Source organism: Erythrobacter sp. YT30 (assembly GCF_001542875.1).
Lineage (GTDB): Bacteria > Pseudomonadota > Alphaproteobacteria > Sphingomonadales > Sphingomonadaceae > Erythrobacter.
In genome coordinates, this window is record NZ_LMAF01000002.1 from 719,400 (window position 1) to 736,619 (window position 17,220).

Annotated in this window: 20 protein-coding genes; 10 read left to right on the forward strand and 10 right to left on the reverse strand. The window is 53.3% G+C overall.

The window, feature by feature from the left end; genetic code table 11:
- Positions 1-3 precede the first annotated feature (3 nt).
- Both AUC45_RS08020 and AUC45_RS08025 read right to left on the reverse strand, forming a co-directional pair.
- The gene (locus AUC45_RS08020; protein WP_067600848.1) at positions 4-624 is read right to left on the reverse strand and encodes a hypothetical protein; all 621 of its coding nucleotides are present in this window, start codon (positions 622-624) and stop codon (positions 4-6) included.
- Complete coding sequence (locus tag AUC45_RS08025; protein WP_233998598.1) at positions 621-869, reverse strand: DUF3572 family protein; 249 nt, start codon at positions 867-869, stop codon at positions 621-623. The genes AUC45_RS08020 and AUC45_RS08025 overlap by 4 nt, the downstream gene beginning before the upstream one ends.
- A gap of 95 nt (positions 870-964) precedes the next feature.
- On the opposite strand from AUC45_RS08025, the gene AUC45_RS08030 reads away from it, so the two are divergent.
- The 3 genes from AUC45_RS08030 (at position 965) to AUC45_RS08040 (ending at position 2,990) form a co-directional block, all read left to right on the forward strand.
- The gene (locus AUC45_RS08030; protein WP_067600855.1) at positions 965-1,333 is read left to right on the forward strand and encodes a response regulator; all 369 of its coding nucleotides are present in this window, start codon (positions 965-967) and stop codon (positions 1,331-1,333) included.
- A 154-nt stretch (positions 1,334-1,487) separates the two neighbouring features.
- A complete protein-coding gene (locus tag AUC45_RS08035) occupies positions 1,488-1,730 on the forward strand; it encodes an acyl carrier protein (RefSeq protein ID WP_067600858.1) in 243 nt (80 codons plus the stop codon).
- 12 nt (positions 1,731-1,742) lie between these two features.
- Positions 1,743-2,990: an aminotransferase class I/II-fold pyridoxal phosphate-dependent enzyme gene (locus AUC45_RS08040; RefSeq protein WP_067600861.1), complete on the forward strand. Its 1,248-nt coding sequence runs from the start codon at positions 1,743-1,745 to the stop codon at positions 2,988-2,990.
- Positions 2,991-3,002: 12 nt separating this feature from the next.
- Here the strand turns inward: AUC45_RS08040 and AUC45_RS08045 are convergent, their stop codons facing one another.
- On the reverse strand, positions 3,003-3,629 hold the full coding sequence (locus AUC45_RS08045; RefSeq protein ID WP_067600864.1) for a YqaA family protein: 627 nt from the start codon (positions 3,627-3,629) through the stop codon (positions 3,003-3,005).
- A 230-nt stretch (positions 3,630-3,859) separates the two neighbouring features.
- On the opposite strand from AUC45_RS08045, the gene AUC45_RS08050 reads away from it, so the two are divergent.
- The 4 genes from AUC45_RS08050 (at position 3,860) to AUC45_RS08065 (ending at position 6,496) form a co-directional block, all read left to right on the forward strand.
- Positions 3,860-4,312, forward strand: coding sequence for a hypothetical protein (locus AUC45_RS08050; RefSeq protein ID WP_067600866.1), 453 nt, complete (start codon positions 3,860-3,862; stop codon positions 4,310-4,312).
- An 8-nt stretch (positions 4,313-4,320) separates the two neighbouring features.
- Positions 4,321-4,812: a terminase large subunit domain-containing protein gene (locus AUC45_RS15870; RefSeq protein WP_369815226.1), complete on the forward strand. Its 492-nt coding sequence runs from the start codon at positions 4,321-4,323 to the stop codon at positions 4,810-4,812.
- 109 nt (positions 4,813-4,921) lie between these two features.
- Positions 4,922-5,158, forward strand: a complete 237-nt coding sequence (locus AUC45_RS08060; RefSeq protein ID WP_082701034.1) for a DUF2793 domain-containing protein — start codon at positions 4,922-4,924, stop codon at positions 5,156-5,158.
- Between the two features lie 189 nt (positions 5,159-5,347).
- Positions 5,348-6,496: an OmpA family protein gene (locus tag AUC45_RS08065; protein ID WP_067600875.1), complete on the forward strand. Its 1,149-nt coding sequence runs from the start codon at positions 5,348-5,350 to the stop codon at positions 6,494-6,496.
- Positions 6,497-6,670: 174 nt separating this feature from the next.
- Here AUC45_RS08065 and AUC45_RS08070 read toward each other — a convergent pair whose 3' ends face one another.
- The 6 genes from AUC45_RS08070 to AUC45_RS16145 form a co-directional block, all read right to left on the reverse strand.
- The gene (locus tag AUC45_RS08070; RefSeq protein ID WP_067600879.1) at positions 6,671-8,269 is read right to left on the reverse strand and encodes an MFS transporter; all 1,599 of its coding nucleotides are present in this window, start codon (positions 8,267-8,269) and stop codon (positions 6,671-6,673) included.
- Positions 8,270-8,330: 61 nt separating this feature from the next.
- Positions 8,331-9,020 (reverse strand): 7-cyano-7-deazaguanine synthase QueC, encoded by a 690-nt coding sequence (gene queC, locus AUC45_RS08075; RefSeq protein ID WP_067600882.1) that lies wholly within the window; start codon positions 9,018-9,020, stop codon positions 8,331-8,333.
- Between the two features lie 532 nt (positions 9,021-9,552).
- A complete protein-coding gene (locus tag AUC45_RS08080) occupies positions 9,553-10,455 on the reverse strand; it encodes an Hsp33 family molecular chaperone HslO (RefSeq protein WP_369815228.1) in 903 nt (300 codons plus the stop codon).
- Positions 10,456-10,519: 64 nt separating this feature from the next.
- Entirely contained in the window at positions 10,520-11,392 is an 873-nt protein-coding gene (gene argF / locus AUC45_RS08085; protein WP_067603660.1) for an ornithine carbamoyltransferase, read from the reverse strand.
- 83 nt (positions 11,393-11,475) lie between these two features.
- On the reverse strand, positions 11,476-12,675 hold the full coding sequence (locus AUC45_RS08090) for an aspartate aminotransferase family protein (RefSeq protein ID WP_067603661.1): 1,200 nt from the start codon (positions 12,673-12,675) through the stop codon (positions 11,476-11,478).
- A gap of 131 nt (positions 12,676-12,806) precedes the next feature.
- Positions 12,807-13,547 (reverse strand): cold-shock protein, encoded by a 741-nt coding sequence (locus AUC45_RS16145; protein ID WP_067600885.1) that lies wholly within the window; start codon positions 13,545-13,547, stop codon positions 12,807-12,809.
- Positions 13,548-13,878: 331 nt separating this feature from the next.
- On the opposite strand from AUC45_RS16145, the gene AUC45_RS08100 reads away from it, so the two are divergent.
- Positions 13,879-14,310 carry a TIGR01244 family sulfur transferase gene (locus AUC45_RS08100; RefSeq protein ID WP_067600888.1) on the forward strand — a complete coding sequence of 144 codons (432 nt, stop codon included), beginning with the start codon at positions 13,879-13,881 and terminating at the stop codon, positions 14,308-14,310.
- A 7-nt stretch (positions 14,311-14,317) separates the two neighbouring features.
- Here AUC45_RS08100 and AUC45_RS08105 read toward each other — a convergent pair whose 3' ends face one another.
- Complete coding sequence (locus AUC45_RS08105) at positions 14,318-15,760, reverse strand: amidohydrolase (RefSeq protein ID WP_067600889.1); 1,443 nt, start codon at positions 15,758-15,760, stop codon at positions 14,318-14,320.
- A gap of 42 nt (positions 15,761-15,802) precedes the next feature.
- Here AUC45_RS08105 and AUC45_RS08110 point away from each other — a divergent pair, with 42 nt between their 5' ends.
- Together AUC45_RS08110 and AUC45_RS08115 are read left to right on the forward strand one after the other, a co-directional pair.
- A complete protein-coding gene (locus AUC45_RS08110; protein WP_233998600.1) occupies positions 15,803-16,225 on the forward strand; it encodes a hypothetical protein in 423 nt (140 codons plus the stop codon).
- Positions 16,226-16,236: 11 nt separating this feature from the next.
- Positions 16,237-17,196, forward strand: coding sequence for a sterol desaturase family protein (locus AUC45_RS08115; protein ID WP_067600892.1), 960 nt, complete (start codon positions 16,237-16,239; stop codon positions 17,194-17,196).
- The last annotated feature ends 24 nt before the right edge of the window (positions 17,197-17,220 follow it).

The window sequence follows — 17,220 nt, forward strand, 5'->3', positions numbered from 1 at the left end:
CGATCAAACCTCTATTCGTTTCTTAATCCAAGGCAGAGCGTCGGCCCACTTATCGATCCGCGCATCAGCATGACCGATCTCAAAAGCACAATCGATGTCATTGGCGATCATTGGCTCACCGCACATGTGGAGCCTAATTGTCTCCGGCACCGTCTCAGAAGCTGAGCGGTGATGCTGAGCAAGATCGTCAATGAACAAAGCGCGGCTTGGCTGATGTTCATCAATGATCTTTTGCAAAGCTGGGCCTTTAGGGCCTTGATTGGTATACACAGGAGCGATCAGGCCATGCGATGCCAATTGCTCGGCGCGCTTCTCTCGGTTTTCATCAACAAGGTTTGTGAGGACAACAACGTCGGCGTAATCCGCCAATTCATTGATCGCTGTGACCGCGCCTTGGATGGGATGTTGACGGTCCATTTCCGTCTTGAAGAAGTCACCAAGCTTCCGCCAGATATCCGCTGCTTCAAGCAGCCTTCCGCTATGCTGCCATCTCAACGCCTCACCAAAATTCGCGCCGTCCAACTTGAAGTCCACCCCTTGGGTCTCCTCCAGCCAAATTTTGAAGGGCGCGACCATGTGCAGAATGACTTCATCGCAATCTGTGATGATCAGTGGGCGACTCATTGGGCTAGCTCCTGATGCGCTGCAACTATCTCTTCCGGCGTTGTGGCGAGGGCCTCAGCTGCTTTGATCAAGTCGGGCTCATAATTGGTCAAGAACTCCAGAATCGACGCCAATACAGCGTCGTCGGCGAGGCCATTGCGTAATGCATCCGGATCAAGTCCGGTCATGGCCATGTAGCGCTCTGCCCTCTCAGCGTCTCCCACTAACCAGCCAATTGCTGCCAAAGCGAGTGTTTGCGCTGACAAGGAGTTGTCCTCGAAACGAGAATCAGGAGGCTGCGGGATTGTGAAAGCCTTTTCGTAAGAGTATTTGTCGCCCATTGGCGGAGAAGAGGTAATTAGTGTCGAAACGGATTATGGTTGTTGAGGACAACGACCTCAACCGTAAATTGTTCTGCGACGTACTTAAGGCAAATGGCTTTGATGTTGCATCGGTTGCAGACGGCAGGTCAGTGATTGAGTTGGCGAAAGACTATTCGCCTGACCTTATCATAATGGATATCCAGCTACCTGGCGTCTCAGGCATTGATCTCATACAGACTGCCAGAGAGGAAAGCCTGCTGCAGAAAGTTCCGATTTTAGCCGTGACAGCCTTTGCGGCCAAAGGAGACGAGGAAAGGGTGATATCCGCTGGCGCCACAAAGTACCTTGCAAAGCCGGTTTCAATCGTTCCTTTCATGGGAGCGGTTATGGAAATGATCAATAGTTAGAATGGCATAGCATTCTTTGCCGCCAAACGCTGCTTGCAAATGGTTGCTCAATGACCAAATTCTCGCCAGACCAATAGGACAAGCCACCCAACGCAGCCAATGAGTATCGCTGCCTTGGTTCTTTCTCCGAATTTCAGCCAAAGGATTTCAAAATATGGATATCGCAGAAGTCGATAAGCGTATCCGCGCCCTTATTGAGCCCTTCAATAAAAAAGGTGTCGAGATCAAAGATAGCACGACATTCGCGAATGATCTGGAGTTTGACAGCCTGACCGTAATGGACTTCGTCGCTGAGATTGAAGACGAATTCGACATAATCATAAGTATGAATCAACAGGCTGAGATCGAGAATTATGGTCAGCTCGTGACAGCAGTGCACAAGCTGCAGGATAGCTGATAGAGAACGGCCATGACTGATATCCTAACCAACTCTGCGCCTGAGACAGACGCTCCAAAAGGCGATCTCCTCTCCAAGTTTGACGGAATGATTGAGCTTCGCGAGACAGTTCTCGCAACAGGAGTCGAAGATCCGTACAATTTAGTAATGGAGAAGGTCCTTTCTCCAACCCGCGCCATTTGCAATGGGCGCGACACGATCCTTCTCGGTACTTATAATTACATGGGCATGACGTTCGATCCTGACGTATTGGACGCAGGCAAAGATGCTCTTGAGAAATATGGCTCTGGCACGACGGGAAGCCGCGTTCTGAACGGAACCTATCAGGGTCACAAAGAATGCGAAGACGCCCTCAAAGAATTTTACGGCATGGATCATGCCATGGTATTTTCAACTGGCTATCAAGCCAATCTGGGAATCATCTCGACCATTGCAGGCAAGGGCGATTACATCGTGCTTGATATCGATAGCCACGCGTCAATCTATGATGGTTGCGCAATGGGCAAAGCAGAAATCGTGCCTTTCAAACACAACGATATCGAGGCGATGGAAAAGCGTCTTCGCCGTATTCCGGAAGAGGCAGGAAAGCTGGTCATTCTGGAAGGTGTGTATTCGATGCTTGGGGACGTCGCGCCGCTCAAAGAGATGATCGCGATTGCCAAAAAGTACGGCGCGATGGTCCTCGTCGATGAAGCGCACTCAATGGGCTTCATCGGAGAAAAAGGACGCGGTGTGGCCGAGGATCAAGGCGTTCTCGATGATGTCGATTTCATCATTGGTACGTTTTCGAAAAGCGTGGGGACTGTCGGCGGATTTTGCGTCTCAAACCATCCGAAATTCGACATTTTGCGGCTAGTTTGTCGCCCATACGTTTTCACTGCAAGCCTTCCGCCAAGCGTGGTGGCAACGGCAGTGACATCAATTCGAAAGTTGATGCACGGCGCCAACAAGCGAGCACATCTTTGGGAGAATTCAAAGACACTTCACCGAGGATTAATTGAGTTGGGCTTCCCGCTGGGCACTGAGGAACCGCAAAGTGCCATCGTCGCGGTGATCATGCCCAATCTCGAACGAGGCGCTATGATGTGGGAGGCGCTTCTGAAAGAAGGGCTTTACGTGAACCTTGCGAGGCCTCCGGCAACGCCCGCCGGGATGACTCTGCTTCGCTGTTCGCTCTGTGCTGAGCATTCCGCTGAAGAAGTTCAGACAATCCTTCAAATGTTTGAACGTGCCGGAAAGGCAGTAGGGATCATTTCCTGATCTCCTGGCTTTTCAAATAGCTTTTCCTTGAAAGTCAGTGGCGCTGTCGCAGGCGTGCTCTACAGCTTCGCTATCATCGGATGAACCACCAAGCTGAGTAACAGCTAAAAATCCGCCAACTAGTAGAACGACAAAAGCAGTCGTGACCAAACCCAGGTAGCGATCAATGATCGCCTTAATTGGTGCGCCAAAGAGCTGAAAGAGTACTCCAACCACCATAAATATAAGCGCGCGCCCAGCAAGCGCGGCTAGCGTGAAAGTCAGCACATTCATACCGATTGCGCCTGCGGTGATCGTCATGAGTTTGAAAGGCACAGGTGTGCCTGCTGCGAAAAACACCGCAAGCGCACCCTGTTCGCGAATATAGCAAGCCGCCACTGGACCGCTTTCGGTGAGGCCAAGCACGCCGAGCATCCAAAGGCCAACGCTCTCGTAGAGCAAAAAACCGATCGCATAGCCAAAGAGTCCGCCCAAGACGGATGAGACCGTTGCGACAATTGCAAACCTGATCGCCTTTTTCGGCTCAGCAAGACACATCAATCCAAGCAAAGGATGCGGCGGGATCGGGAAAAAGCTGGACTCAATAAAGCAGAAAAATGCGAGCCACCACACAGCCTGCGGATGTGCCGCCTTCGCCATCGTCCAATCGTAAAGCGCGCGCAGCCAACTCAATTCTGTGCTCCAGGAATATTCGCAGTCGCGGGCAACTAAGGCACCTCCCGAAAGGGCGCAAGGTCAATTATTTAACCTATTTGGCACTTTTATATTGGCATCGTGACGGTCTCTGGTTAGTAAAGCGCATCATCGAGAAAATCCGAGTCGCCACCTAGTGGCTCCCTCCAAAAATTCGTGCCTCCAGGAGATTCCAAATGACTGCTCCTGGCGATCAAGATGCTTCTGAATTCAACCACGGGAACGACTGGAAATCGAAATTCATTAGAAATCTAGTCGAGACATCAAGCGTGACGAAATCGGCGGCGCTATTGAAAGTAAGCCTTCAAGAAGTGGTCGACGCTCGCCGCAACGATACGGAATTCGAACGCGAATGGGAATACGCGCTCGATGAGGGATACGCTGAACTTGAATGGGAAATTCTTCGAAGGCTCAAAGAGGGGGATTTTGCCACGGCAACCGAAGCAAAGTACGATTTCACGAACGCGATCAGGTTTCTCATCTCACGCCGGGAGTTCTCGGCGAAGCACCAATCGGAAAGGCGCATTGTTAGCGCCGCCGAAGTTAGGGCGGCCATTGATACAAAAATTGAGGACCTACGTCTCCGAGTCGCACGTGAAAATGCAAAGGTAGGACCAGTCGAAGAATGATCGGATCCTTGGATTGGCTGCTTGATCAAAAGGACGGCGTGCGAGACCAGCTGGCACTATCGCTCAGCCAAAGCGAAAAAGCCGAATTCAGCTTTCATTGGGAAAATTTTGCACGCGATGAACAACTGCCGCCGCCAGGCGATTGGCGGATTTGGCTTATCGTTGCAGGCAGAGGATTTGGAAAGACAAGAGCTGGTGCCGAATGGGTGCGTTCGATGGCGGAACTTCATCCCAACGCTCGCATCGCTCTGGTTTCCTCATCTATTGCGGAAGCTCGGGCTGTAATGGTCGAAGGTGAAAGCGGCATACTCTCTACCTTCGCCCCAGAACGATGTCCCGTTTTTGAGCCGTCGTTGCGACGTATCAGATTTTCCAATGGTGCTCAGGCGCAGCTTTTTTCAGCCGCAGAGCCAGAGACACTGCGTGGACCTCAGCACAGCCATGCGTGCAGGACAAGCTTCGAAAGAAATTTATATCAATCAAATGCTTGTAATCATTGACATCCTCAAGCCTAAGAACAGTTGCTGCTGGTCAAGCTGCACCGCCCGTAAGCGTTGCTGATGGCGAAAGCTACACTGTTGTCGGTGCGGCAACAGCGAATAGACGAGCATGGAAAACGCAATAGCCATGCAGCTGTCTGGCGGTTGGCAGTACGTAACGCCGCAAGAAGGAATGATGGTTTTTGATCGCGATGCAGGACAAATCCTGATTTTCCGCTCAGAATGGGAGGCCGCGCAGGAACCGGCAGCGCCCAATGGCGGTGCCGTAGTCGATGTCGAGCTAAGAGCCGCTTTCCTGAGCCTCATCAATGGACTTAAAACAGTCGGGATTCTGCCTACTGCCTGATTCATGGATGGCTTGATCTGATCGTATGTTTATGAAGTCTTTATCAAAACCAAGCAACCTGGCGCGCCTATCCGGCTTTGTACGTAGAGGCAAACGTGCAACAGTTCCGCGATATTGTCTGCTTGCTTACGAGGGGGGGAGAAGTTAGAGAACCTCCGGACTCCATTTAATAAAAGGGGAAGAATACAAATGCGCAAACTCGTCATAGGAATGGCGATGGCTTCGACAGCGCTCACTGCGCCCGCCATGGCTCGTGAGGGCCAGTGGTACATTCAGGGCGACGGCGGAGCCATGATTGTCGAGGACGTCGACTTTGATATCGCAGGCACAACAGGCGGCGTTGATTTCGATGCGCCCAATGATGCGACCGCAGACTTCGATGCTGGATACGATTTCGGGGCCACTGTTGGTCATGACTTCGGCTCATTCCGCTTGGAAGCAGAAGCCAGCTATCGTGCAGCTAATCTTGACTCCTTGTCAGCAGGTTCGGCTGGGCTGGCTGCCGGATCTACTTCCACCTTTACCGGAACCACCCTACCTGCATCTGGCGAATTCAATGCTCTGAGCTTCATGCTTAACGGGTTATTCGATTTTGGTCCGGATGATGGTATCCAAGCGTTTGCCGGTGGCGGTATTGGTGTCGCACGGGTCGATCTTGACGGAACAGCAGTGCTTAGCGGCCCAGGCGCTTTTGATGATTCAGACACCGGACTAGCTTGGCAGCTTCTTGCTGGCGTTCGTGCGCCGCTGAACGACAAGTGGGACGCTGGTTTGAAATATCGCTATTTCAACGCGACTGGTGTTGATATCATCGATACGCGCGGGTTTGATCTGTCCTCAAACATCAGTTCTCACTCTTTGATGGGTTCGATCATCTACAACTTTGGTGGTGAAGCTCCGCCCCCACCACCACCGCCGCCTCCACCTCCACCACCTCCACCGCCGCCGCCACCACCGGCGCCTCCACCACCACCGCCGGCACCTGTGTGTAATACTGGTCCGTACATCGTGTTCTTCGATTGGGATGAGTCGGCGCTTACGTCAGATGCGACCACTGTTCTCGATGCAGCAGTCACAGCCTACGCAAATTGCGGCAATGCAAGCGTAATGCTTGCTGGTCACGCAGACCGTTCGGGTAGTGTCAGCTACAACATCGGACTTGCGGAACGTCGCAATGACTCTGTTCAGTCTTACCTGACAGGCAAAGGCGTCCCGGCAACCCGTATTAGCAGCAACGCTTTTGGTGAAAGTCAGCCAAAAGTCCCGACTGCTGACGGTATCCGCGAACCGCAAAACCGCCGAGTTGAAGTCACTTATGGTCCGGGTTCGGGCATGTAGTCGACAAAACTCGATCTAAATACGAAAAGGGGCCGAGAATTCTCGGCCCCTTTTTTGTTGGGTTTTATGAAATTCGCATGACTTCGGCCAACCGAGAGACCGTAACGAAAGTGGGAACAGTCAAGCAATAGATACATACTCCCAATCCATCTGCGTTGGGAGAATCTCGAATGATTATATGTTCTCGCCTGCATCACGCGCAGTTTGGAACATGGTTTTGATAGCATTTGGCACCAGCCGCACCGCTCCGATCAGCAATGCAAGCCCTATTGGAGCGACGATCAGCGTAGACAAGACGCCAAGAGACAAGTCATCTCCATTGGTAGCTGAAACGTATCCAGCCATAAACGGTCCGAGCCCGAGACCAATCAGCGTTGTGGCGAGAAAAAATGTCGCTGTCGCCACCCCTCTCATCCTTGGCAACACAAGGGCCTGACTGGTTGCCGCCGCAGCTCCCAATGCCGATGCAACCAATAGGTTAGCGGCAAAACTCAGCACATAAAAAACGACGACGCTATCAGTTGTAAAAGCAACGTAAATTATCGGCAGTGGTGAGATCAGTCCGAACATAATGACCCAAATCCGGCCATCATCGCGTCTTTGCAGCAGGGCGTCCGCCATCCTGCCGCCGAGAATGACGCCGAGGAAACCCGCCAGTGCCCCTGGCGCTCCAAGAAACCAGCCCAAGTCCGACTTCGCCGCGCCTAGAGTTCTCTCAGCGTAGGGGGCTCCCCAATAGGAATTTGTATAGGCGATAAACGCCACCATTCCGTATCCGAGGATGACACAGAGAAATGCTGGCGAGCCCCAAGTTAAGCGAAAGGTCGCCAAGTCGCGAGCTTTGAGTCCAGCCGCCCAACTGAAGACAGCATAGTAGCCTACACCTAGAAACAACCACTGATCTGAAACTAATCCAGGAATGAGATTGGAGGGAGCAGGAACAAGGTAGGTGAGGAAGATCGCCGCAGCCCCAAAGAATACGAGACCTGCCAAATTCACGCCGAGTGCGAAAGGACCGCGCATAGCAGCACCGATCAAAGTGAAAGGTGGGATCACCTGCACCAATTCCTGAGCAAAACCCTTAAATGGGGCTGGATCCTCGGGGCTTGTCAGGCCGTCAATCTCTCCTCGAATGGGCTCCCTTAGAGAGATAACCCAAAGTGCGAGCAACACCCCTGGAATGCCGACTGATAAGAATGCGGCCTGCCAACCGACGATTCCGAAAGGCCCGCCCGAAGGGTAAGCTGCGTTCCAGTTCTCGACTATCAACGCGCCGATTAGGAGCGAAAGTCCACCTCCTATATAAAGGCCCGACGAGTAAATGGCCAAGGCTGTCGCTCGCAGGCGGGCTGGAAACCAGTCCGAAATGAGCGAGTATGCCGAGGGGCTGGCGGTAGCTTCACCGACTCCCACTCCAATCCTCGCAACAGTGAGCGTTGAGGCGTTTTTCGCCAAGCCAGACAGTGCTGTCATCGTCGACCAGAGAGTTAAGCCGATGGCGAGCAGCCTCACCCTTTTCCAGCTATCTGCAAGCTTTCCCAAGGGAATGCCAAAGAGCGAATAGAAGACAGCAAAAGCAGTTCCGTACAGAAAGCCCAGATAAGAGTCGTCGACGCCCAAATCTGCTTTGATGTCATTTGCCAAGATCGACAATATTTGGCGATCGACGAAATTCAGGACGTAGACCAGCACGAGAACGCTGAGCGCGTACCAGCTGTAGGCTGGAACGGATTGATCCGCTCCGGTCTCATTTTCATTGGAATTGTCGGCCAAAGAAGTGTCCCCTCAACACGTTAGTCCGCTTGTTAGCATGCGCTTTAAGGGCCTTTGGACCTTATGCCGCGTACAGCGTGTTATCGTTGATTTCAGCTTGCGCAAAACCCTTTTTGCGCAGCCTGCAGGAATCGCAGAGCCCGCATGCATATCCGTCCGGAGTAGGGTCGTAGCACGACCAGGACCAAGCCGGATCTAGGCCCAGACGCGCGGTCTCCTTTGCAATTTCCGCTTTTGTGAAATGCTGAAGCGGGGTGTGAACGTTGAAGGGCTGGCCCTCTACGCCGGCCTTCGTTCCTAACCGAGCCGTTTTCGCAAAGCTCGTGATGAATTCTGGGCGGCAGTCTGGATATCCTGAGTAATCAAGCGCATTCACCCCGATAAAGACGTCCTGAGCACCCCAAGCTTCTGCACATGCCGTAGTCAAAGCTAAGAAAACCAGATTTCTTGCTGGCACATAGGTGACCGGAATGTCATCGCCGACACCTGTTTTCGGCACGTCGATTTCATCAGTAAGAGCGGAGCCTCCGAACGCACGAAGGTCTAAAGCGATTTCGGAATGATCAGATAGTTCCAGCTCGGTCGCGATCCGTTTTGCGGCCTCAAGCTCGAGCCGATGACGCTGACCATAATCGATCGTAAGAGCCTTGACTTCGAACCCCTGCTCTTGTGCAAGTGCGGCTGTCACCATTGAATCTAATCCGCCTGAAAGCAGCACGATCGCTTTTCGGAGAGGGCTATCAGTTTTCATGATGTGACTAGCAGCAAGCGATGATGTCTAGGACGCGGCGCTACAGTTGCCAGTACGTCGGGCCTCAGCAGCGAATTGAAAAGGCACACCCTCGGCAATTCCTTGGCTTTCGATTTGGACCAGTCTCGAACTCTCTCGTCTGATATCTGTGCGTGCGTATCCATCTCCGCGACAGGTGTATTGAACCGTGACCCTGGTCGGACTGTCGTCAATGACGAAACGATTGCATCCGCTTTGCGAATGGCGCAGTTGTATAAACTCATCTCCCGTCTTCACACAGATCTTGCGAGCTGGACGTCCATCGCGAAACTCTACTGTCCATTCACCCCGCGAGAGGCCATTCAGCATGGCGAGGTCCGATCCTTGCACAAAGGCAGCAGCTACCGATGCACCGAAGTATGCGCTCGCTGTGAGAATCAGAATTGTCAGAAAGTTTCGCAATGTGAATCCACCCTGTTGCCATTTCACAATTCACGATTGAAGCTGCGTCGAACTTTGAACTGCGTAGACGTCAATAGTCGATCGATCGTGCTCAGGACAACTGAAATACCGTTGAGCAGAATGCGCAGTCCACTTGAATGACGCCATCCTCATTGCGCATTGCCTCCTGCTCTTCGGCCGGAAAACGAGCGATGACAGATAGGTAATACTCTTTACTACAGCGGCATCCTTTACTCAAAGCGAGACCCTGTTGAACGCGAACTTCCGGTTCCTCGTGAAAAAGCCGCCAGACGATAGCGTCCATTGAAAGCTCCGGATCAATCAACTCATTATGCTTGATTGACGAGGCCATGGTTGAGACGTGCTCCCAATCGGGATGGTCCATGCGCACATGCAGGCGCTCTCTGCCCTCTTCTCCATCCGCCAGGTGCTGAACAAGAAGACCGCCGCCGACCTTGCAATCTCCGTTCGCATGTGTCGCTATCCGGACGATGGTTGGCACCTGTTCTGACTGGCTGAAATAGGTCTCCACGGCTTCAGCTAACGAATCGCCTTCCAGCGGCACAATTCCCTGATGGCGCCGTCCAGCTCCTGTTTCAAAAGTGATCGCAAGATACCCCTCGCCAAAAAGGGCGCCAAGCGTCGGGTTTGCTCCCAAGCCGCCTAGTGCAGCGTCATCAAAATCGACATAGCCGCGCATCGTTCCACCCCGAAAATCACATACGAGCAGGGAAACAGCACCGCTTTTCGTTTGAGCCTGCATCGTGACCTGCGCTTCTTCTCCCTCACGCTTCATCAATCCACCCATCAGAGCGCACAAAACGAGCGCCTCACTCAAAAGATGTGTGATTGGCGAAGGATAATTGTGGGCTGAGAGTACGTCGTTGATCACGCCGTCCAGTCGAACAGCGCGCCCACGGGCGTTTCGATTCGGTATCGTGAAACCAAGTATCTTGTCGGAGTATGTTTCTTTGATTGCGGTCATGTTCGCCATATGGGGTTGCCCGCGCTTAACTTTAAGGGGACGGCAAGTCCGACAGCAATCAAACAATCACGGTTTACAGTAGGCCGAAAGCCCATAGGAGGATCGATTTTTGGGCGTGAATTCTATTCTCGGCTTCATCGAAAACGATCGATTGCTCGCTTTCGAAAACGTCTTCGCTCACCTCATCACCGACATGCGCGGGCAGGCAATGCAGGAAAACCGCGTCTGGCTTCGCTTTTCTCATAAGAGAGGCATTGACCTGAAACGACTTCATCGCCGCGCGCTTTTCCTCAGCGTCGGTTTGGCCCATTGATATCCATGTGTCGGTCACGAGGACATCGGCACCTAGCGCTGCGGCTTCAGCATCAGATGTGATTATAACCGATGAGCCGCCTGCCCTCGCCTTCTCGACAAACTCAGCCTCAGGCTCAAATCCGCTTGGAACTGCAACGCGGACGTTGAACTTGAACAGACCGGCCGCCTCGAGGATGGAATGAAGGACATTGTTGCCATCTCCGAACCAGGCAATCTCTAAGCCGGGCAAGGCCTTTCCATGTTCTACTAAAGTGAGCAGATCTGCTACTATTTGACATGGATGAGAGCGCTTTGTCAGACCGTTGATAATGGGCACGAAGGAATGGCGCGCCATTTCCTCAATTCGCGAATGATCATCAGTACGCAGCATGATGCCATCAACCATTCGGCTGAGCACCCTCGCCGTATCTGCGATACTTTCGCCCCGATCCAGCTGGCTTGAACCTGCCTCCACAAAAAGTACGCTGCCGCCCAATTGGCGCATGGCGATGTCAAAACTAACGCGAGTTCGGGTAGAGTTCTTCTCAAAAACCAACGCTAAGACACGTCCTGCGAGAGGAGCGTCCTTGTCTGCTGCGCCTTTCGGCATGCCTTTTCGAGCGGCTTTCCGATCAATCGCATCAGACAGCATCCCTGCCAATGCGTCCGCACCAGCATCACCGAGATCGATGAAATTCTGGACTGCAGGCGCGAATTCTATCGGTGAGCTCGACACTAGGCCGGCTCTGGAATTTTGAAGCTAGCAGCGCCAGCAGAAAGCTTCTCAAAGAATTCGTCGATCTCGGGATCACCGATCACCAGAGGCGGGATAACCCGGAGCGTCTGATCGCCAGCAGCAACAGTCAGAAGCTTATGATTGTCACGCAGATGAACGAAGAATGGACGGCTTTCGACTTTCATCTTCAGTCCGAGCATCAACCCCTTTCCCCGAACAAGCTCAAACAATTCAGGGTAGTTTCCAATAAACTGCTCCAAACGCGTTCTCAGGCGCTCACCTTTTTCGCGCACTTCGCCAAGAAACTGCTTGTTTGCTACTGCATCCATCACGGCGCTCCCAGCGGCCATCCCCAAAGGATTTCCGCCGTAGGTCGAACCATGCGTGCCGAAAGTCATGCCGCGCGCCGCTTTCTCGGTCGCCAAAAGCGCGCCGAGTGGGAAGCCTCCCCCCAGACCTTTTGCAGACGCGAGAATATCGGGCTCGATCCCATAGTGCTCGTATGCGTACAACTTGCCGGTACGAGCCATGCCGCATTGCACTTCGTCCAAAACAAGCATCAGGTCGTGTTCGTCGCAAAGGTCTCGCAGTCCTTGCATGAATTCTTGGGATGCTGGTCTAATTCCGCCTTCACCTTGAATCGGTTCAACGAGGAAGCCGGCGGTTTTCGGACCAATCAAAGCTTTCGCCGCCTCAAGATCATCAAACTCCGCATATTTGAAGCCGTCGAGCAACGGCGAGAAACCATGATGCATCTTTGTTTGGTTTGAAGCGCTAATTGTTGCCATTGTGCGGCCGTGAAAAGCATTCGCGAAAGTGATCAGTTCGAACCTGTTCGCATCGCCTTCATCGCCCGCATTCTGGTGGTATGCGCGTGCGCATTTAATAGCGGCCTCAACCGCTTCTGCGCCAGAATTCGTGAAAAACACGGTGTCTGCAAAGGTATGGTCGACCAATTGCTGGGCCAATTTTTCGCCTTGCGGACTGCCATAAAGATTGGACACATGCATCAGTGTCCCCGCCTGTTCTTGGATCGCGGCAATCAGACCTTCGTGCGAATGCCCCAGAAGATTGACAGCGATCCCGCTGGCAAAGTCGAGATAACGCGTCCCATCTTCATCAATTAGATGGCAGTGTTCTCCGCGCACTGGGCGAACACCGCAGCGGGGATAGACGGGCATCAATGGCGAAATTGACATGAGAAAATGATCCAGTTCAATCGAAAAAATTGGTGGGTAAATAGAAATGGCGACCCCCATCAAGAGCCGCCATTCAGAAGTCTAAGGCCGCTCTTGAATTGCGTCAAACGGCCGGTCTGTCGGGTGGGTGTTTACCCCTGTACAGGCACCAGGTTGACCGCCGAGTATTTTCCTCGTCGATCAACCTCAAGATCAAATTCGAAGCGTTCGCCTTCGTTTATTTCATTCAAACCAGACCGCTCAACGGCGCTAATGTGAACAAAGGCATCTGGCTGGCCGTCGTCGCGCACCAAGAATCCAAAGCCCTTCATAGAATTGAAGAACTTGACGGTTCCGGTCGCTTTCTCGCCGGTCAACTCGCGCTTTGGCGGGCCACTGGCCGCCTCGACAGCAATTACATCGCCGACCACTTGAAGATCTTGTGCAGACACTTTGCCGCCGCGATCAACTAGGTTGAATTCGAGTTCTTGGCCCTCAGCCAGACCTTCAAGACCGGCACGTTCCACAGCGCTGATATGTACAAAGACATCTTCGCCGCCACTTTCCTGCTGGATGAAACCGAAGCCTTTTTGGCCGTTGAAAAACTTGACGGTGCCTTTGCCAGTACCGACGACTTGAGCGGGCATGCGGTTGAAACCGCCGCCTCCGCCACCGCCGGGCCCACCCCGACCTCCGCCGCCACCACGTGGGCCGCCACCGCTGAAGCGATCTCCTCCGCCGCCTCCGCCAGAATAGCGATCACCAACACGATCATTTCCGAAGTCGCTGGGCGGCGCAAATCCATCCATGCCACCACCAAACGGATCAAATCCGTCTTCACCGAAACCGTCGCGCTTATCCCGACCGCGCCGACGTCCCCTATCGTAACCCATAACGCACTTCGTACCTTGTTATTCTGTCCACCTTCCGATGCGCCAGCTGCGGGGACAGAGCCGTACTGGTCGCAAGTGCCTTTGCTCAACGAGTCCGAGCAACACCAATGTCTTGGACCATAGCGCACAAAGCGACGCTTTGCGAATGATTTAGCCCTCAATCGCGATATGATCTAAATGTGTGACAATTTCGAGTGCATTACCCGGCTTGCGGCTGGCTATTTGGTGATGCATTGCGGCTTTGTAACGCAATTATCGTGCGATCTCTTCTCACAATGATTGATTGGATGGTCTTGCGATTCGGGCTGGTTCGAAAAGAAGGTGTGTGAGGATGAGTGACTTTCGCAAGTTGGCAGACACGATGTTTGCAAGCCCTCAGATTGACATTGATGATCTTGCAGAAGCGCAAAATCTGGGCATCACCCTTGTCATAAACAATCGGCCGGATGGTGAAGATCCCTCCGCTCCGCAGAGTGAAGCGATTGAAGGTGCGGCAACGAAACTGGGAATGGATTATCTTTCCATCCCAATCGGCCATTCCGGATTCAGCGAGGGACAGATAATCGCGATGCAGGATGCGCTTGCCGGTTCCGACGGCAAAGTTCTTGCCTATTGTCGATCGGGCACGCGCTCGACTTTTCTTTGGTCACTTGCACGGGCAAAATCAGGTGCCGCGCCCGATGATATAGCCGAGGCAGCACAATCGGCCGGCTATGATGTCAGCCCGATCCGGCCCATGCTCGATATGCTGGCATCGCGCTAAGCGCACACTATTTGCGGTAATCGAGTGGCGGATTGCGATCACCTAGGAGTGACTGATAGCGGTAATCATCTCCGCGCGCGGCATCGAATTCCGCTTTTGCGGCTTTACGCAGATCGGGATTGGTGAAGAGTTCAACGGCCATCAGTGTCATAGCTTTAGCGGCAACCTGTGCACCTTTATGGCCAATCGAGTGACCACTAGCCGCAACCGCTTGCCAGCTATGCGCGCTTGTTCCGGGAACCCATGCAGCTGTGCGCACGCCCACGGTCGGCGTTGCCCAAGACACATCGCCAACATCAGTTGAGCCGTAGCCAAGGCTTTTGCTGTATTCACCGATTTCAGTTGCACTCGAAAGAGGTTTGGCCGCGTCCCCTAGCGATTTTTGGATTTCAGCAGCCCAAGCGCGTTCCTCTTCAGTGTATTCAACACCGCCCACCATCCGCAGTTTGGCATCCATCACTTTTGCCAATGCTTCATTGACGAGCAGCGGATTGTTGCCGTGGATCACTTCCCATTCGACTTCAGTACCTGTTCCAGTTGCAGCACCGCGCGCTGCATTCTCCAATCTCGCCCAAATGTCTTCTACGCCATCTGGATCAGGATGCCGGACGTAATAGAATACCTCGGCAAAATCTGGCACGACATTGGGCGCATTACCGCCGCTTGTGATGACGTAATGCATCCGAGCATCCTGAGGCATATGTTCGTGCAGCATGTTCGCCATCATGTTCATCGCTTCAACGCCATCAAGCGCTGAACGACCGCGCTCGGGGGCGCCTGCTGCATGGGCTGAAATTCCTGAAAACCGAAACTTGGCAGAACGATTGGCAAGACTAGTACGCGCAGCGGCGCTGTTTTCATCATCCGCGTGCCAATGAATGGCAATGTCGACATCATCGAACATACCAGCACGCGTCATGTAGACCTTGCCCGAACCGCCTTCTTCAGCTGGTGTGCCATACAAGCGAACGCGACCGGGCGTCCCTGTCGCTTCGAGCCAATTCTTTACTGCGATTGCTGCGGTCAGCGAACCAGCGCCAAAAAGATTGTGCCCGCAAGCGTGGCCGGCATGCTTACCCTCGATGGGATCACGAGTGGCGGATGCAGACTGGTTGATCCCAGGCAGTGCATCCATCTCTGCAAGGATTGCGATCACGGGGCCGCCTTCGCCCCATTCAGCAACGAATGCGGTTGGAATATCAGCGATCCCGCTTTCAACCTTGAACCCTTCCGAAGCAAGTTCTGTTTGCATCAGCTGAGTTGAGCGATTTTCGAGGTATCCAAGCTCGGCAAAGTCCCACAATTCCTGTGCGACACGGGCAGTACGGCTGGCTTCTGCAGAGACCAACAAGATAGGATCGGGGCCCAGTTGTCCCGCGTGATTGTCTGCTGTCAGCGGTGTCGCGGTCAGCAATGTTGCCGCAGCAAGAGTGTATCTAAACCGTTTCATCACAATCTCCCTTGAGCATGTGCTTGCCGCAAACCTGAGCTCATGCCAATCGTAAATGCCATGGAAGGCTTCTCTCAACTCTTGATTTTCGGCGGATCCTTGATTGCCATCCTTGGCATCTATGGGTTGACCCGTTGGCTCAAGCTTGGAGGCAAGCCTATTCTAAGTGACCATGATGCAGCGATCCGAGTGGCCGAGGAGATCGTTGACGGCTTCAATGCTAACCGTGTTTCAATCTCACGCACCGGTGATGCGGGGCTCCTTCGCGACAGCCACGGGCGCATCCTGATTGTCAAACAGCATGGCGGCCATTTTGCTGGCCGCATCCTAACCGCCAGCGCCTCTGCACGCGAAGAGGTGGATGCCTTGATCGTTGATCCAGGCAAAGCAGAAAGGCAGTTTGGCACAGTGCGCCTACGCCTTGATGATGCGGCCTCTTGGGCTGATGCGATCAATCGCCTATAGCCTTGAGCGCTATGCCAGAGTTCTCACCTACCCAATGGGCTGTCCCTTTCTTCGTTGCGGCTATCCTTGCCGAGATGATCTGGTCCCGCGTACGCTCGCCGGAGGCATACGAGCCGATGGATACGTTGGTGAGTTTGGGTTTTGGCTTGGGTTCTACGGTTGCAGGCGCGTTATTCGGGGGTTTCGCTCTCTCGATATTCATCGCCGCCTACGAATATCGCGTATTCAATTTCGGGCCGGAATGGTGGACTGTTTGGTGGGCTTGGCCGGTCGCCTTCGTGCTTGATGATCTTAAATATTATTGGGTTCATCGCGCAGGCCACCGTATCCGCTGGATGTGGGCCGCCCATGTGAATCACCACTCCTCGCAGCACTACAATCTTTCGACCGCCTTGCGTCAGACATGGACGGGCACTTTCACATTCGGTCTCTTGTTTGCTCTGCCTCTGGTTTTGCTGGGCTTTCATCCTGCCATGCTGGCCATCGTTGGTGGCATCAATCTCATCTACCAGTTTTGGATCCACACCGAAGCCATCGACAAGATGCCGCGCTGGTTCGAAGCTTTCATGAACACGCCAAGTCACCACCGTGTCCATCACGCTACCAATCCCCGCTATCTTGATCGCAATTATGCAGGCGTCTTCATTATCTGGGACAAGATGTTCGGCACTTTCGAGCCTGAGCGTGATGACGAAAAGATCCGCTATGGGATCATCAAGCAGTTGGGCAGTTTCAATCTGTTGTGGTCTGTTTTTCACGAATGGATCGGGATGCTGGGAGACATCTGGCGCGCTCCATGGCGGCACAAACTCTCCTATCTCTTGCGCGAGCCGGGTTGGAGCCATGATGGCAGCCGCGATACATCGGATATCATCCGGCAACGATGGCTAGCCCGGCAGACGAGCAATTCGCCCGAAAGCAAAAAGGTGGCCAATCAAAACCCGATTGCGGACAAAGCTGAACCTGCCTAGTCTCTTCGCTCAAGAGGAGAGAAC

Bases quoted from the DNA above. Each gene is read 5' to 3' on its own strand.
- AUC45_RS08090 (WP_067603661.1), bottom strand. From the start codon at position 12,675: ATGTCAATTTCGCCATTGATGCCCGTCTATCCCCGCTGCGGTGTTCGC.
- AUC45_RS16145 (WP_067600885.1), bottom strand. From the start codon at position 13,547: ATGGGTTACGATAGGGGACGTCGGCGCGGTCGGGATAAGCGCGACGGT.
- argF (WP_067603660.1), bottom strand. From the start codon at position 11,392: ATGCTGTCTGATGCGATTGATCGGAAAGCCGCTCGAAAAGGCATGCCG.
- AUC45_RS08020 (WP_067600848.1), bottom strand. From the start codon at position 624: ATGAGTCGCCCACTGATCATCACAGATTGCGATGAAGTCATTCTGCAC.
- AUC45_RS08040 (WP_067600861.1), top strand. From the start codon at position 1,743: ATGACTGATATCCTAACCAACTCTGCGCCTGAGACAGACGCTCCAAAA.
- AUC45_RS08115 (WP_067600892.1), top strand. From the start codon at position 16,237: ATGCCAGAGTTCTCACCTACCCAATGGGCTGTCCCTTTCTTCGTTGCG.
- AUC45_RS08045 (WP_067600864.1), bottom strand. From the start codon at position 3,629: ATGGCGAAGGCGGCACATCCGCAGGCTGTGTGGTGGCTCGCATTTTTC.
- AUC45_RS08050 (WP_067600866.1), top strand. From the start codon at position 3,860: ATGACTGCTCCTGGCGATCAAGATGCTTCTGAATTCAACCACGGGAAC.
- AUC45_RS08110 (WP_233998600.1), top strand. From the start codon at position 15,803: ATGCCAATCGTAAATGCCATGGAAGGCTTCTCTCAACTCTTGATTTTC.
- AUC45_RS08035 (WP_067600858.1), top strand. From the start codon at position 1,488: ATGGATATCGCAGAAGTCGATAAGCGTATCCGCGCCCTTATTGAGCCC.
- AUC45_RS08065 (WP_067600875.1), top strand. From the start codon at position 5,348: ATGCGCAAACTCGTCATAGGAATGGCGATGGCTTCGACAGCGCTCACT.
- queC (WP_067600882.1), bottom strand. From the start codon at position 9,020: ATGAAAACTGATAGCCCTCTCCGAAAAGCGATCGTGCTGCTTTCAGGC.
- AUC45_RS08100 (WP_067600888.1), top strand. From the start codon at position 13,879: ATGAGTGACTTTCGCAAGTTGGCAGACACGATGTTTGCAAGCCCTCAG.
- AUC45_RS08080 (WP_369815228.1), bottom strand. From the start codon at position 10,455: ATGGCGAACATGACCGCAATCAAAGAAACATACTCCGACAAGATACTT.
- AUC45_RS08105 (WP_067600889.1), bottom strand. From the start codon at position 15,760: ATGAAACGGTTTAGATACACTCTTGCTGCGGCAACATTGCTGACCGCG.
- AUC45_RS08060 (WP_082701034.1), top strand. From the start codon at position 4,922: ATGGAAAACGCAATAGCCATGCAGCTGTCTGGCGGTTGGCAGTACGTA.